This window comes from Streptomyces sp. NPDC041122 (genome assembly GCF_055592445.1).
This window is the reverse complement of the sequence record NZ_JBVIYQ010000002.1, coordinates 304,389-318,966: the sequence shown is the minus strand read 5'-3', so window position 1 is coordinate 318,966 and position 14,578 is coordinate 304,389. Positions and strand designations below refer to the sequence as shown.

The 14,578-nt window shown below is 75.0% G+C and carries 10 protein-coding genes; 6 read left to right on the top strand and 4 right to left on the bottom strand.

Annotated elements, in window-relative coordinates:
- The first annotated feature begins 31 nt into the window (after positions 1-31).
- Together ACZ6B8_RS07710 and ACZ6B8_RS07705 are read left to right on the top strand one after the other, a co-directional pair.
- Positions 32-670 (top strand): Pvc16 family protein, encoded by a 639-nt coding sequence (locus ACZ6B8_RS07710; protein WP_471077148.1) that lies wholly within the window; start codon positions 32-34, stop codon positions 668-670.
- Entirely contained in the window at positions 667-2,682 is a 2,016-nt protein-coding gene (locus ACZ6B8_RS07705) for an AAA family ATPase (protein WP_471606608.1), read from the top strand. The genes ACZ6B8_RS07710 and ACZ6B8_RS07705 overlap by 4 nt, the downstream gene beginning before the upstream one ends.
- A gap of 100 nt (positions 2,683-2,782) precedes the next feature.
- On the opposite strand, the gene ACZ6B8_RS07700 is transcribed toward ACZ6B8_RS07705, so the two are convergent.
- The 3 genes from ACZ6B8_RS07700 to ACZ6B8_RS07690 form a co-directional block, all read right to left on the bottom strand.
- A complete protein-coding gene (locus ACZ6B8_RS07700; RefSeq protein ID WP_471077145.1) occupies positions 2,783-4,159 on the bottom strand; it encodes an RICIN domain-containing protein in 1,377 nt (458 codons plus the stop codon).
- A gap of 5 nt (positions 4,160-4,164) precedes the next feature.
- Positions 4,165-5,772: a peptidoglycan-binding protein gene (locus ACZ6B8_RS07695; protein ID WP_471606607.1), complete on the bottom strand. Its 1,608-nt coding sequence runs from the start codon at positions 5,770-5,772 to the stop codon at positions 4,165-4,167.
- A 193-nt stretch (positions 5,773-5,965) separates the two neighbouring features.
- Positions 5,966-9,448, bottom strand: coding sequence for an AfsR/SARP family transcriptional regulator (locus ACZ6B8_RS07690; protein ID WP_471606606.1), 3,483 nt, complete (start codon positions 9,446-9,448; stop codon positions 5,966-5,968).
- A 482-nt stretch (positions 9,449-9,930) separates the two neighbouring features.
- Here ACZ6B8_RS07690 and ACZ6B8_RS07685 point away from each other — a divergent pair, with 482 nt between their 5' ends.
- The 4 genes from ACZ6B8_RS07685 to ACZ6B8_RS07670 are packed head-to-tail and all read left to right on the top strand — an operon-like array spanning position 9,931 to position 12,652.
- Positions 9,931-11,520 (top strand): phage tail sheath subtilisin-like domain-containing protein, encoded by a 1,590-nt coding sequence (locus tag ACZ6B8_RS07685; protein WP_471077136.1) that lies wholly within the window; start codon positions 9,931-9,933, stop codon positions 11,518-11,520.
- Positions 11,521-11,580: 60 nt separating this feature from the next.
- Entirely contained in the window at positions 11,581-12,024 is a 444-nt protein-coding gene (locus ACZ6B8_RS07680) for a phage tail protein (protein WP_205040150.1), read from the top strand.
- Entirely contained in the window at positions 12,024-12,497 is a 474-nt protein-coding gene (locus ACZ6B8_RS07675; protein ID WP_471077133.1) for a hypothetical protein, read from the top strand. The genes ACZ6B8_RS07680 and ACZ6B8_RS07675 overlap by 1 nt, the downstream gene beginning before the upstream one ends.
- Positions 12,494-12,652: a DUF6760 family protein gene (locus ACZ6B8_RS07670; protein ID WP_355804756.1), complete on the top strand. Its 159-nt coding sequence runs from the start codon at positions 12,494-12,496 to the stop codon at positions 12,650-12,652. The genes ACZ6B8_RS07675 and ACZ6B8_RS07670 overlap by 4 nt, the downstream gene beginning before the upstream one ends.
- 1,546 nt (positions 12,653-14,198) lie before the next feature.
- On the opposite strand, the gene ACZ6B8_RS07665 is transcribed toward ACZ6B8_RS07670, so the two are convergent.
- Positions 14,199-14,578, bottom strand: a 380-nt coding sequence (locus ACZ6B8_RS07665) for a hypothetical protein (protein WP_471606605.1), incomplete at its 5' end; no start/stop codon positions are given.

Genomic DNA, 14,578 nt, shown 5'->3' with positions numbered 1-14,578 from the left:
GGCGCGGACTTCCCGTCCGAGGAGTCCGGCCGTGATCCACGAAGTCGACGAGGCGCTGCGCGGACTGCTGCGCGGCGCGCTCCCCGAAGGCACCGGCGAGGTCGTCTTCGAGGCCCCGACCCGCGACTGGGCCGCGCGCCGCAACGCCCCGACGCTCAACTCCTACCTGTACGACATCCGGGAGGACGTGGCCCGGCGCGAGCGCGGCGCCTACGCCGAGCGCGGTCCTGACGGCACGGTGCTGCGCAGGCGGCAGCCGCCGCGCTGGTTCCGGCTCTCCTACCTGCTCACCGCGTGGACCAACCGCCCCGAGGACGAGCACCGGCTCCTCTCGGCGGCCCTCGGCACCCTGCTCGCGCACGAGCTGCTGCCGCCGGAGAACCTGCCCGACGCGCTCGCCGCGCTGCGCGCCACCCTGCCGCTGACCGTCGCGGTGCCGCCGCCCGAGTCCCGCTCCATCGCGGACATCTGGTCGGCGCTCGGCGGTGAGCTCAAACCGTCCCTGGACGTGGTCATCACCGTGCCCTTCCCGGTCTCGCCGACGTACGACGTGGCGCCGCCGGTCACCGAGGGCGCGGTCGTGGGCGTCCGCGGCATCGACGGCGTGCCCGGCGACGCGAAGCCCCGGATGCTGCGCACCCAGCGGGGCGACGGGGCGGGGCCGCGGTGAGCGCCGCCGAGGCGATGCTGGCGCGCCTGGACGCACTGCGCGGCCGGGTGGCCGAGCTCGTGGAGCGGCGCGGGGCCGCCGACCCCACGGCCGCGGATCCGCTGCGCGGCCTGTACGTGACGCGCGAGACGGCCCAGCGGCTCGCCACCGCTCCCGCGCCGGAGCCGCCGCGGCCCGCGGACGCGGACGGTGACGACGCGCACGATCCGCTGGCGGAACTGGCGCGGCGCTTCGGACTCGGCGCGCTCGACCGGGAGATCCTCCTGGCCGCCCTCGCGCCCGACGTCGACCGCCGCTTCGAGCCGCTGTACGGCTACCTCAACGACGACGTCGGGCGGCGCAGGGCCACCGTCGCGCTGGCCCTCGACCTCGCGGGCACCGGGCCGCACGACCCGCTCGCCCGCACCCGCTTCCACCCGCGGGCGCCGCTGCGCGCCGGTGGCCTGATCGTCGTCGAGGACGAGGACCGGCCGCTGCCGGGGCGCGCCCTGCGCGTACCGGAACGGGTGGTCGCGCAGCTGCTCGGCGACGACGCCCTCGACCCCGAACTGGTCGGACACGACGTCGAGTTGCTGGCCTGCGGGGAGGCGGAGGCGCCCGCGCACCCGTCGGCCGCCCGGATCGCGGAGCTCGCCGCCGAACGGCCGCTCCTGGTCCATCTGCGCGAGCGCAGGGAGGGCACCGCCGCCGGTCCGGTGACCGAGGCGCTGCGGGCGGCCGGGCTGCCCGTGCTCCGGTACTGCCCGCCGGCCCGCACCGGGGACGGCGGGTCCGGGACGGCCGCCGCCACCGCGCTCGTCCGCGAGGCGCGGCTGCGGCGGGCGGCCCTGGTCGTCGGACCGCTCCCCGCCGACGCGGGGCCGCTGGTGCGGTCCCTGGCCACCGGCGACGTACCGGTGGTCTTCTTCGGCGGTGAGCCGTACGACCCGGGGTGGGCGCCGGACGCCGGGCTGCTCGCGCTGGACGCGCCGCAGGACGGCGTCGACGCGGCCGGTGCCTGGCACGGCGAACTCGCCCGGCACACCCCCGCCTACGCGCCGGACTTCGACCTCGGCGAGGCCGTCGCGCCGTACCGGCTCAGCGGCGCGCAGATCCGGCGCGCGGCGCGCGGCGCCGCGGAGCACGCCGCGTTCGACGGGACCGCGCCGACCGCGGCCCATCTGCAGCACAACGCCCGGCTGCAGTCCGCGCCGCTGCTCGACAAGCACGCCCGGCGGATCCGGCCCGAGGTCGGCTTCGGCGATCTGGTCCTGCCGGACGAACCACTCGGCCTGCTCCACGAGTTGGCGCTGCGCGCGCGGCACCGCGACAAGGTGCTCGGCGAGTGGCGGCTGCGCACCGGCGGCGGGCGCGGGCGCGGGGTGATCGCGCTGTTCGCCGGCGACTCCGGCACCGGCAAGACGCTGTCGGCGGAGGTGGTGGCCGGTGAACTCGGCCTGGACCTCTACGTGGTGGACCTGTCGGCGGTCGTCGACAAGTACGTCGGCGAGACGGAGAAGAACCTGGAGCGGATCTTCGTGGAGGCGGACCGCACGGACGCGGTGCTGCTCTTCGACGAGGCCGACGCCGTCTTCGGCAAGCGCTCCGAGGTCAAGAGCTCGCACGACCGGTACGCCAACCTGGAGAGCGCGTATCTGCTGCAGCGCCTGGAGGCGTTCGACGGGATCGCGGTGCTGACCACGAACCTGCGGGCCAACATCGACGACGCGTTCACGCGCCGGCTCGACCTGGTGGTCGACTTCCCGTTCCCGGACATCGAGCAGCGCCTGGCGCTGTGGCGGACCAGCCTCGCCGACACGCCCTGCGCGCCGGACATCGAGGACGAACTCGCGCGCTGCGCCAAGGAGTTCGAGCTGGCCGGCGGCGCCATCCGGTCGGCCGCCGTGACGGCCGCGTATCTGGCGGCGGGGCACGGGGGCCCGGTCTCGGGTGACGACGTGCGGGCCGGGGCGCGGCGGGAGTACCGCAAGATGGGACGGCTCGAACCCGGTGCGGCACTGCCCTGGCAGTGACCCACCGGGGCCGAACGGCCGGATGGCAGGGGCCGGAACGGCCGGATGCGGGCGGTGCCTTCTCGGCACCGCCCGCATCCGCCGTTCCGGCCCCGCGCCCTTACTCGGGCCAGTCGGAGATCGTCCAGCCCATGCTCTTGCGGTCGTCGCACTTCCAGGTGACGGCGCTCGTGTCGTTCTGCATGTCGACGAGGCACTCGCCGTTGCCGACGCCGACGATCCGCGTCAGGCCGTCGTCGCGCCGCTCCAGCTTCCACTTCTGGTTGTCCGGCAGCCGCCCGGTCCTGATGTTCTCCGGCGGCGCGTGGAAGATCTGGGCGATGTTGGTGTTGATCTTCTGGTCCAGGACGGTGCCCGGGGCGTTGGCGGGCTCCAGGGCGTACGTGTCGGACTCCGGGTAGTGGTGCAGGATCCACTCCTGGTTCTTGCCGAACTCGTCCGTCTGGCTGGGGTTCTGTCCGACGTAGGTGCCGTCGGCCTTCTCGCCCTTCTTGACCTCCAGGTACCAGCCGCTGCCCTCGTCGCTGCGGATGGTGTGCGTCTTGGGGCCCTTGGGCTTGTCGTCCTTCTCCCCGCCGCCGCCCGGCTTGGCCGGGGGCGCGTCGTCCTTGGCGTTGTCCGCGGGCGGGGGCTTCTCCTCCTTCTTCTTCTCCTCGCTCGGCGACGGGCTCGGCGCCTTCTTCATGCCGTCGTCGTGCGGGAGCACCTCCTGCCGCCCCGGCTTCTCCCTGGCCGCCGTGGCCATGGTCGGCTTGTGCTGGAACCACACCACGGCGAAGGCCACGGCCGCCGCGACGAGGACCGAGAGCACCGCCATCACCCAGCGCGGGATCACCGAGGGCTGGACGTAGGTACCGCGCAGCTCGACCGGCTCGGGCACCCCGGCCCGCAGCACGGAGACGGTGAACGGGTGCTTGCGGGTGCCGCCGACCCAGCTCACCGCGCCGGGCTTGATGCGCAGGTCCGCGAAGCCGGCGCGGCCCGGGGCCACCTGGACGGAGCCCGGCTCCGCCTCGACCTCCAGCTCCTCGCCGTTCTCCCGCCCGGACAGGGACGCCGTCAGCTGCTGGTTGCCGAGGTTGTCGACGGCCACCGACGCCTTGGCGCTCAGCCGGCCGCGCACGATCAACGGCAGGAGCTCCGAGCGGAGTTCGGCGAACGGGCCCACGGTGACCTGGCCCTCGGCCACGCCGGCCGTCTGCGGGTTCTCCCGGGGCATGACCCGGACGCCGAACGGCGTGGGACCGGCCACCGCGTCCGAGGTCCGGGGCGGCGCGAACGACACCTCGGCGGTGCCCTCGGCCCCCGGGTACAGGCGCAGCACGTCGGGCTGCACGCGGGACCAGCCCGCGGCGGCGCCGACGACCTGGAGGCGGTACTCCTCCACCGTGTCGCCGGTGTTGCGCACGCGCAGCCGTACGCTCGCGGTGGAGCCGGGGTCCACGGAGGTCGCGGACGGTTCCAGTGAGGTCCACATGCCGCTCACCGCCCCGCCACGCCGGGGTTGTTGACGCTGCCGCCGACGAGCGCCCGCAAGGTGGCGCTGTCGGCGGTGCCGGTCGCCGGAAGGCCGACGGACACCTGGTACTCCTTGATGTGGGTGGCGGTATTGCTGCTGTAACGGGCGGTCGTGGGGGGTGTGCGATCGTTCTCGAAGTAGGCGACGCCGTGTTCGGCGTACTCCCGGTCGCGGTCCAGGTCCTTGTCGCTGATGCCGGCCTGTGAGGCCCACCAGAACGCGGCCTGCAACTGCACGACCTCCCAGCCCTCGGCGCCGGAACGGACGTCGTCGGGGCGGATGCCCTGGGCCCACAGGGAGGTCAGGGTGGCCCGGCCGAGCGTGCCTTCCGGGTCGGTCTCGAAGATCTGCGCGGTGTTGCGCCCTGAGTCGCGTCCGCTGCGGACGACGGCCTTCTGGTAACAGATGAGTTTGGCCTCGGTGTTGGCGTCGATCACACCGGGCGAGAAGTGCCCGGTGAGGGTGCAGGGGTTGCTGGAGCCGAGGGCGGCGAGGCGGCGCTGGGCGTACTCGACCACCACGTCCGCCCGGTAGCCGCGCCGCCACGGCGGGCCGGAACGGCGTTCCGCGCCGCGGGCCGGCCCGGCCTTCGTGTCCGCGCCGTCACCGCCGCCGCCCCCTGCGGACGCGTCGTCCGAGGAGCCGGCCGCGTCCGCGCCGGCGGGGCCCGCGCCGATGCCGCTGCCGCCCGCTCCCCCGTCGCCGTGGCCGCCGCCCTTGCCGCCCTTGTTCTTGGCGTCCTTCGGTGCGTCCGCCGGCTCGTCCTTCTCACCGCCCTGCGGTACGGCGGCGGGCGCGGCCCCGGCCTGGTTCTCGCGCGTCGACCCGGTGAAGTCGGGCGCGTAGGAGAACCAGGCCACGAGGAACGCGGCGCAGAGCGCCGCGACGACGCCGCCGAGCGCGAGCAGCGGCCGGGACAGGACCGGCCGCTGCTCGAAGCTGCCGGGCAGCTCGTGGGCCTGTTCGTCACCGGAGCGGCGGACCGCGACGGTGAGCGGGTGCGGCTGCGCGGTCCCCGTCCACAGCACCCGCTGCGGGCGCACGGTGAGGCGCGCGAACGCGGCCCGGCCGGGGGCCGCCCGGATGGCCGCCGGAGTGGCCTCGCAGATCAGCCGTCCTGCGTCGTCGCGGACGGAGAGGGTCGCGGTCAGCGGGGTGTTGCCGAGGTTGTCGACGGCGACCGAGGCACGGCCGCGCAGGCGTCCGACGATGGTGGGCGGCAGCAGTTCGGCCCGTATCTCCGAGAACGGCGCGACGGTGACCTGGCCTTCGACGACGTCGCGGGCCTCGGGGTTCTCCCGGGGCTCGACGCGGATGCCGTACGGGGTGGGTCCGGCCGGCGCGTCCGGTGAGCGGGGCGGCGCGAACGAGATCTCGGCCGTGCCCTCGCTGCCCGGGTAGAGCCGCAGCACGTCCGGTTCGACGCGGGCCCATCCCGACGTGGCGCCGACCACCGCGAGCCGGTACTCCTCGACGGTGTCTCCCGTGTTGCGTACGCGGAACCGTACGGTCGCGCGGCCACCGGCATCAACGGTCACCGCGGCCGGGTCAAGGGAGTTCCACCACGTCATACGGGCACGGTAGAGCGCGCCCCCAGGCGTCGCCTTGTACGAAAGGGCGACGTCAGGGGCAGCCCGTCCTGCCCTCCCGTACGGCCCCCGCGGTCACCCCACGCAACGGCGGTGTGTGCGGGGCGGGTTCAAGGGCGCACGAAGGGGACATCCCGCCCGTGCGTACACCGTAGGCCGGGCCTCGCGCCGCGGTTCACCGGTGGGCCGACAGGGCGGGGCTCGGGGCGTCGGGGCAGGGTGGCCCGCCGGACAGGAATGCGGCGATCTCGGTGGCCTCCAGGGCACCGCGCCGGTCCATGCCGCGGTGGGCGATCCGCAGCGCGGCCCTGGCCCGGTCGAGGTCGCCGAGGGCGAGCAGCGCGCGGCCGCGGGCGGCCATCGCCAGCGCGTGGCAGAACGCGTCGCCCAGTTCGGCCTCCACCGCGAGCGCCGTGTCCGCGCACTCCATGGCCTCGACGGGTCTGTCCTGCTCCAGTTCGCAGGAGGCGAGGCGGGCCCAGCACAGCGCCTCCCAGCGCGGGTTGCGCGCGCTGCCGTGCAGCCGCTGTGCCTCGCGCAGCCGGTCCGCCGCCGCACCGGCGCGGCCGTCCCGCAGCAGGGTGCAGCCCGCTTGGTAGAGGACGTGCGCGAGCGTGGACGTGGAGTCCGATCCGCGCGCCTGGCGCTCGGCCGCGACGACGGCGGTGTCCGCCTCCGCCCGCCGGCCGAGGCCGATGTACGCCCGGGCCATGTGGGACAGGATGCGGATCCGGTCGCCGTGGCCGCCGAGCGCGCCGAACCGCGCGTACGAGAGCCGCAGTTGCTCCAGCGCCTCCTCGTGGCGGCCCATGCTGATCAGGACGATGCCCAGCTCGTGGCTGCCCTCCGCGCCGACCAGCGGGTCGCCCGCGGACGCGGCGAGGCGCAGACTCTCGCGCAGCGCGCGCTCGGCGCGGCCGTAGGTCTCGGTGCCGTAGTGCGGGGCGCCGAGCAGGCGGAGCGCGCGGGCCGCGGACCGGTCGTCGCCGTGGGCGCGCGCGGTGCGCAGCGCCAGTTCGGCGAGGGGTTCGAGGTCGCGGTGGCGGGCGGTGCCCGCCACCAGGTGGGACCAGGCGGTGAGCAGGTCGACGGTGGGGCGCAGGCCGGGCGGTCCGTCCGGCGCCGGGGCGTGCGCGGTCCCGGCGCCCGGGGTCCCGGCCTCGGCGTCCACCGCGTCCGGCACGTGCAGCAGCGCGTTCTCCGCGGCGGCGCACAGCCGGGAGTGCGCCACGACCAGCCAGTCGTGCGCGGCGGCCTCGTCCGGCAGCGGCTTGCCCGCGGAGGCCGGCACGTGCAGCAGCTGCGGCAGCACGCTGTGCGGCTTGGTGCGGCGGATCGCGGTGATGACGGTGGCCAGCACGTAGTCGAGGAAGCGGAGCCGGGCGGCGGCGCGCTCCCGGGCGCTCTCGCGGCGCTCGCACTGACGGCGCGCGAAGAGCCGCACGAGGTCGTGGAAGCGGTAGCGGTCCTCGCCGTGCAGCTCCATGAGCCCCGCGTCGACGAGGCGTTCCACCGCGATCTCCGCCTCCTCGTCGCTCACGTCGAGGAGCGCGCCCGCCGCGCCCCGGCAGAAGGACGGCATGTAGCAGAGCGAGACCAGGCGGAAGGCGCGGGCGAGGCCCGGTTCCAGCGCCTCGTAGCCGAGCCGGAAGCTCGCCTCGACATTCAGGTCGTCCACCCGCAGCTCGTCCAGCCTGCGGTGCTCGTCGCGCAGCCGCGCGGCGAGGTCGGCGACGGAGCGGCCCGGCCGGGCGGCCAGGCGGGCGGCGGCGATCCGGACGGCCAGCGGCAATCCGCCGCAGGTGGCGACCAGTTCGCGGGCGGCGGCCGGTTCGGCGGACACGCGCTCGGCGCCGGCCATGGCGGAGAGCAGGCCGAGGCCCTGTGCCTCGTCCATCGTCTCGACGTCGAGCAGGCGCGCGCCGGGCAGCGTGATGGTCCGCGAGCGGCTGGTCACCAGGACCGCGCAGCCCGGCGTGCCGGGCAGCAGCGGCCGCACCTGCGCGGTGTCGCGGGCGTTGTCGAGGAGCACGAGCACCCGGCGCCCGGCGAGCAGCGAGCGGTACAGCGCGGTCTGCTGGTCGAGGCCGTCCGGCACGGCGCTCTCGGGCACGCCGAGGGCGCGCAGGAACCCGGTGAGCGCCCTGCCGCTGTCCACGCCGGGCGCCGGGTCCGCGCCGCGCAGGTCCACATACAGCTGCCCGTCGGGGAACTCACCCCGTAAGGCGTGCGCGACGTGCACCGCGAGCGCGGTCTTGCCGACGCCACCGAGGCCGGTGAGGGTGGCGACGGCCATCGCGCTGCCGGACGCGGCGGCGCTCAGCGTCTCGGTCAGCAGCCGCGCCTCGGCCTCGCGCCCGGTGAAGTCCGGTACGTCGGGCAGGAGTTGGGCGGGGGTGAGCGGCGCGGGGGCCGGGGCGCGCAGGGCGTGCAGGCGGGGGAGGTCGAGGTGGCGGTCGGGCTCGGCGCGCACGGGGGCCGGGGCGGTGGTGACGGTACGGTCCGGGGCGGTGACGGCCGTGGGGTGCGGGGCCGGACGGCTCGTGGCCGTACGGTCCGCTGCCGCGCGGGCCGCGGAACCGACGCCGGGGGCACCGCCCGTCGGGGTGGCGCCGCTCGGGGTCTCGCCCCGCCGCGCCACCGCCAGGTGCCCGTACGCACGGGGCCCGGCGCCCCGCAGGCCGGTGGCCGACTCCTGAGGGGCGAGGGCGCTTCCGGCCCGGCGCGGCCCGGACATGTGTCCGCGCTGCTCGCCGACGCGGGGCGGCGACAGGGCGTGCGGCGCCGCGCGCAGACCGGGCCGCGGGGCGCCGGCCGCCGGGAGCGGCGCCCCCTTCAGCAGCCCCTCGTACAGGGAGGTGAGTTCCCTGCCCGGGTCGACGCCGAGCTCGGCGGCGAGCCTGCGGCGCGTGGCCTCGTACACGGCGAGCGCGTCGGCGCGCCGGCCGCCCCGGTGCAGGGCGAGCATCAGCAGGGCCTGGGCGCGCTCGCGCAGCGGGTGCTCGGCCGCGAAGACGCTCAGCGGCGCGGTCGTCTCGCCGTGCCGGCCCAGTTCCAGCGCGCAGCCGAAGTACTCCTCCTGGGCGGCGACGGACAGTTCGGTGAGCCGGTCCCGCTGGCGCCGGGCGTACGGGCCGGGCAGGCCGGCCAGCGGGGCGCCGTCCGACAGGGCGAGGGCCGCGGTCAACTCGGCGTGGGCTTCCGCGTGTTCGTCGGCCGCGTGCAGCGCGCGCGCCGCGGCCACCCGGTCCTCCAGCTCACAGGCGTCGAGCGAGGCGCGCGGCACCCGCAGGGCGTAGCCGTCGCCCGCCGACACCAGGAGCCGGGCGGGCCTGCGGGCGCGCCGGTCCGGTTCGAGGAGGGCGCGCAGCCGGGAGACGTAGGTGCGCAGCGTGCCGACCGCGCGCAGCGGCGGCTGCTCGCCCCACAGCGCGTCGACCAGTTCGGCCGCCGACACCGGGTGTCCGTCGCGCAGCAGCAGCGCCGCGAGGGTGGCGCGCTGCTGCGGCGGGCCGAGCGTGAGGGGCTGACCGTCCCGCCAGGCGCGCACCGGCCCGAGGACCTGGAACCAGAGCGTCCCGCCCAGGTCGTCCGGGTCGCTTCCGCTGTCGCCGTCACGGCCAGGACCGCCACCCGCGTGATCCGCGTCGCCCCGCATTGTCAGCCCGCGCTCCTTGCCCCGTGACGCACTTCGACGTGCCCTTTCGTACTGGCCACGGATGGCCATCCGCACCAAACGTTACGTCAGCCACAGACGTCGTCCCGCATCGTGTGGTTCCCGTACGGCCATGTTGACCAGGTGTTGACGCCACGGACACGCGGTGCGAGGCATATGCGCCATCGAGCGGCCACATCCAGCCGCCGACGGGCACGCGCCCCGCGCCGCGCCTCCGCTCCGTGCCCGAATCCGGTGACCGGAAGGGCAACGGGCGGCGGTCCGCCGCGCCGCATCCAGGTTCCGGCGCGCGGATTCTGGCCGGAAGGTGTCGGCGGGCGTCTGAACGGGCAGTGGCATCTGCCCTCGTTGACGTCCGTCCGTCTCTACGCTCCGGTGCGCGCGTGGGACATCGTCGACACGGTACGAACCCGTGCCGGCTGTGCGCCGGTCCCGCTCGCCCTCGAACCTTGGAGCACAGCAGCATGCCCAACTACCTGTCCCCCGGCGTCTACATCGAGGAAGTCGCCAGCGGTTCGCGCCCCATCGAAGGGGTCGGCACCTCCGTGGCGGCCTTCGTCGGTCTCGCGCCGCGGGGACCGCTCAACGAGCCGACGCTGGTGACCAACTGGTCGCAGTACGTGGCCGCGTTCGGCGAGTTCACGGACGGGTACTACCTGGCGCACTCCGTGTACGGCTTCTTCAACAACGGCGGTTCCGCGGCGTACGTGGTGCGCGTCGGCGGCACGGACGGCGACGAGCCGCAAGCGCAGGCCGCTCCCGCGCAGGACCGGTCCCCCAAGGAGCTCACCGCCGGGACGCCCGCGGCGCTCGGCACCTTCACGGTGTCGGCGATCACCTCGGGCAGCACCGACGGCGGCGCGCTCACCGTCGAGGTGCAGGACGGCGAGGGCGAGGGCGCGGCGGACCGCTTCAAGCTGATCGTCAAGGACGGCGAGAAGGTCGTCGAGAGCTTCGACGTCAGCGCGAAGAAGACCGCGCGCAACTACGTCGTCACCCAGGTCAAGCAGCGCTCCAAGACCATCGTCCTGGAGGAGGCCACGGCGGCCGCGCAGCTCGCCAAGCCCGAGGCGCAGACCGTGACCCTCGCGCCGCCCGCCCCCGCGGCCCCCGCCGTGCCCGCCTCGAACGGCGCCGTGTCCCGCGTGGAGACCGCCCAGTTCATCGGCGACTCCGCGGACCGCACCGGCTTCGGCGGCCTGGAGGCCCTCGACGAGGTCAACATGGTCGCGGTGCCCGACCTGATGGCCGCCTACCAGCAGGGCCTGATCGACGAGGAGCAGGTCAAGGCGGTCCAGCTCGGCCTCATCTCGCACTGCGAGCTGATGGGCGACCGGATGGCCATCATCGACCCGCCGCCGTCGCTGAACGCCCGCCAGGTCCGGCAGTGGCGTCAGGAGCTGGCCGGCTACGACTCGCGCTACGCCGCCCTGTACTACCCGTGGATCAAGTCCTTCGACCCGGCCTCCGGGCAGTCGGTGGTCGTGCCGCCGTCCGGTCACATGGCGGGCATCTGGGCACGCAACGACGCCGAGCGCGGTGTGCACAAGGCGCCGGCCAACGAGATCGTGCGCGGCGCCGTGGACCTGGAGCTGCAGATCACCCGCGGTGAGCAGGACCTGCTCAACCCGGTCGGCGTGAACTGCATCCGCGCCTTCCCCGGGCGCGGCATCCGGGTGTGGGGCGCGCGCACCATGGCGTCCGACCCGGCCTGGCGCTACCTGAACGTGCGCCGCTACTTCAACTACCTCGAGGAGTCGATCCTGATCGGCACCCAGTGGGTGGTCTTCGAGCCGAACGACCACGCGCTGTGGGCCCGCATCCGGCGCAACGTCTCCGCGTTCCTGGTCAACGAGTGGCGCTCGGGAGCCCTGTTCGGCTCGCGCCCCGAGGACGCCTTCTACGTGAAGTGTGACGAGGAGACCAACCCCGCCGAGTCGGTCGACCTCGGCCGGGTCGTCTGCGAGATCGGCATCGCGCCGGTCAAGCCCGCCGAGTTCGTGGTCTTCCGGCTCGCGCAGTTCTCCGGCGGGGGCGGCGAGCTGGAGGAGTAAGCACGCCCGTACGAACCGCCCTTCAGCCACCCGCAAGAACCGTTTCAGGAGTGAACTCCCTTGTCCCTTCAGCCCGGTGACGCCCTCACTACCCACAATTTCGGCCTGCAGATCGACGGCGTCATGGTCGAGTACCTGCAGGAGGTCAGCGGCCTCTCGATGGAGCAGGACGTCATCGAGTACCAGCAGGTCTCGGCGGACGGCAAGCCCGTCGTGAAGAAGATGCCCGGCGTGAAGAAGGCCGGCGAGTGCACCGTCACCCGCGGCATGACGCAGAGCCCGGTCTTCAGCGAGTGGATCAACAAGTCCATCGCGGGCGACATGGGTTCGGCGCGCAAGAACGCCACGATCATGATGATGGACTACCAGAACAGCCCGGTGAAGCGGTACAACCTGCGCAACGCCTGGTGCAGCAAGGTGGAGACCAGCGGGGTCAAGGCCGGCGACGCCGCCGCCCTGACCGAGCAGGTCACCATCGTCTTCGAAGAGCTGGTCATCGAATAATGCGGCGCGAAGGCCCGGCGGGGGTGGCGGCACCCGGCATGACGGCCGCCCCCGGAGCGACGGTGGCGCCCGGAGCGGCGGCGGTGGCTCAGGCACACGAACCGCTGCGCACGGAGTTCGAGTTCGAGCTTCCGCGTGGCTTCGTCGACGAGTCCGGCACCGTGCACCGCAACGGCGCGATGCGGCTGGCGACGGCGCGTGACGAGCTCGTCCCGCTGCGGGACGTGCGGGTGCGCGAGAACCCGGCGTACCTGTCCGTCGTGCTGCTCGGCCGGGTCATCACCCGGCTGGGCACGCTCGGCTCCGTCCACGACGGCACGGTGGAGAACATGTTCGCCTCCGACCTGGCCTTCCTGCAGGACTTCTACCGGCAGATCAACGCGGAGGGCCACACCCGCGCGGCGGTGGCCTGCCCGCACTGCTCGGAGTCCTTCGAGGTGGAGCTCGCCGGGAGCCGCCTGGGGGAATCGTGACGTACGCGGCCGACCGCATCGAGGAGGAAGTCGCGTACCTCGCCTACCACTTCCACTGGGGCATGAACGACATCCTCGACCTCGAACACGCGGACCGGCGCGCGTACGTGGCCCGGACCGCCACGTTGGTGGAACAGGCGGAGGCGAGGCAGTGACAGGTCGGTGAGGCGGGCAGTCGGTCGGTGAGTCGAGGTAAGTGATGGGCTTGTTCAGGTGGCGGCGGGGGTCGCGGGGCGATGGCCTCGCGGTGCCGGGTACGGAGGTTTCCGGCGTGCCGGAGCCGGGGTCGGACCCGGCGGATCCGGGCACGGCGGGCCCCGGCACGGCGGGCCCGGACGCTCCGGCTGCGGGCCCGGCGCCCGTCGGTGCCGGTGGCGGTACCCGTGGCGGTGGCGGCGGGTGGATCGGCATGCCGCCGGTCCAGCGTGTGCTCGCGGCGCCCCGGACGGTCGCCGAGTACGGCTTCGGCGCGATGCTCGCGACGCACCAGAACCCGTCCTTCGGGGGCGAGTTGGGGCACGCGGTGCGGTCCTCGGCGCCCGGCGGCCTGCTGCGTGACGTCCTCACTCCGGTGGCAGGCAGCCCGGGCAGCCTCGACCTGCCGTCGCTGCGGTTGCCCGTACGGGGGCGGACGGACGGGGCGGGACCGGAGGAGCCGGGGGCGGAGACCGCGCCCGCGTTTCTTCCGTCACGCCCGTCGCGCTCGTCACGCCCGTCGTCGCCGTCTTCCCCGTCGTCCCCGGCGGGTCCGTCGGCGTCGGCTCCGTCGACTTCGGCTTCCCGCTCGTCGGCGGCGGGGCCTTCCGGTACGTCGCGTTCGGCGTCCGGGGGGCACCCCTCGCCGACGGGCACATCGTCCGCCGGTGCGTCGACAGCCGGTCCTTCGCCGGCCACCGCCGCGCCGAGCGGTGCCTCGTCGCCCGGCTCCACCTCGACCGGTTCCACCTCGTCCGGTTCGACCTCGACTGGTGGGTCGCCGTCGGGTCCCGCGGTTCAGCGTGCGGCGGCCTCACCGCCGTCCGGAGGTTCGCCTTCCGGTCCCCGCGGGGCGTCGGCCGATGCGCCGCCGACCGGCACCCCCTCATCGAGTGCGAGCTCCGCCGCACGACGTGCTGGGAGCTCGTCGACTCCGCCGACCGGTGCGTCGCCGTCGGGCTCGCCGGCCCCGCGTGCCGGTGACGCTCGGTCCGACGCCGCCCCGTCGGCCGGCACCGCACCGCTGAGTTCCTCGGCCGACCGCGCCGCCGCCACACCGCCGTCCGGTGACTCCGCCGCAACGGCTCGGCCCTCCACGGCTCGGCCCTCCGGTGACTCCTCGCCCGGTGACTCAGCCACTGGGTCCGCCCCGTCGGGCCCCACGGTGCGGCGCGCCCCCGGCTCGCCCTCCGACCCCACGGCTCGGAAGTCCGGCGACTCACGGTCCGGCGCCTCGGCCGCCGGCGCCGCGCCGTCCGGCCCCGCGGTCCAGCGCGCCGCAGCTCCGTCCGGTGACTCGACGGCCGGCGCTGCCCCGTCGGGTTCGACGGCCCGGCGCTCCGCAGGCTCGCGACCCGACGCCTCGACCGCCGGCGCCGCCCCTTCGGGTCCCGCGGTTCAGCGCGCCGCCACACCGCCCGGTGGCTCGTCGTCCGGTAACTCGCCGTCCGGCGTCTCACGGTCCAGCGCCTCGACGACCGGTGCCGCGCCGTCGGACCCGGCGGTTCAGCGCACCAGCACCTCCCCGGCCGGCAGCACACCCACCGGCCCCACGACCGGTCGGTCCCGAGACACGCGATCCGACACCCCGTCGACCGGCACCGCCCCCTTGAGTTCCGCAGCCGAACGCGCCGCCGCCACACCCCCCGGCAGCGCACCCGCCACGAGCCGGCCCTCCAACGACTCCGCACCCGAGGGTGCGACCCCCGCAGCACCCCCGACTCGGCGCACCAGCACCTCCCCGACCGGCACCACACCCACCGGCCCCACGACCCGACAGCCCCGAGACGCGCGATCCGACACCCCGTCGACCGGCACCGCCCCCTTGAGTTCCGCAGCCGAACGCGCCGCCGCCACACCCCCCGGCAGCGCACCCGCCACGAGCC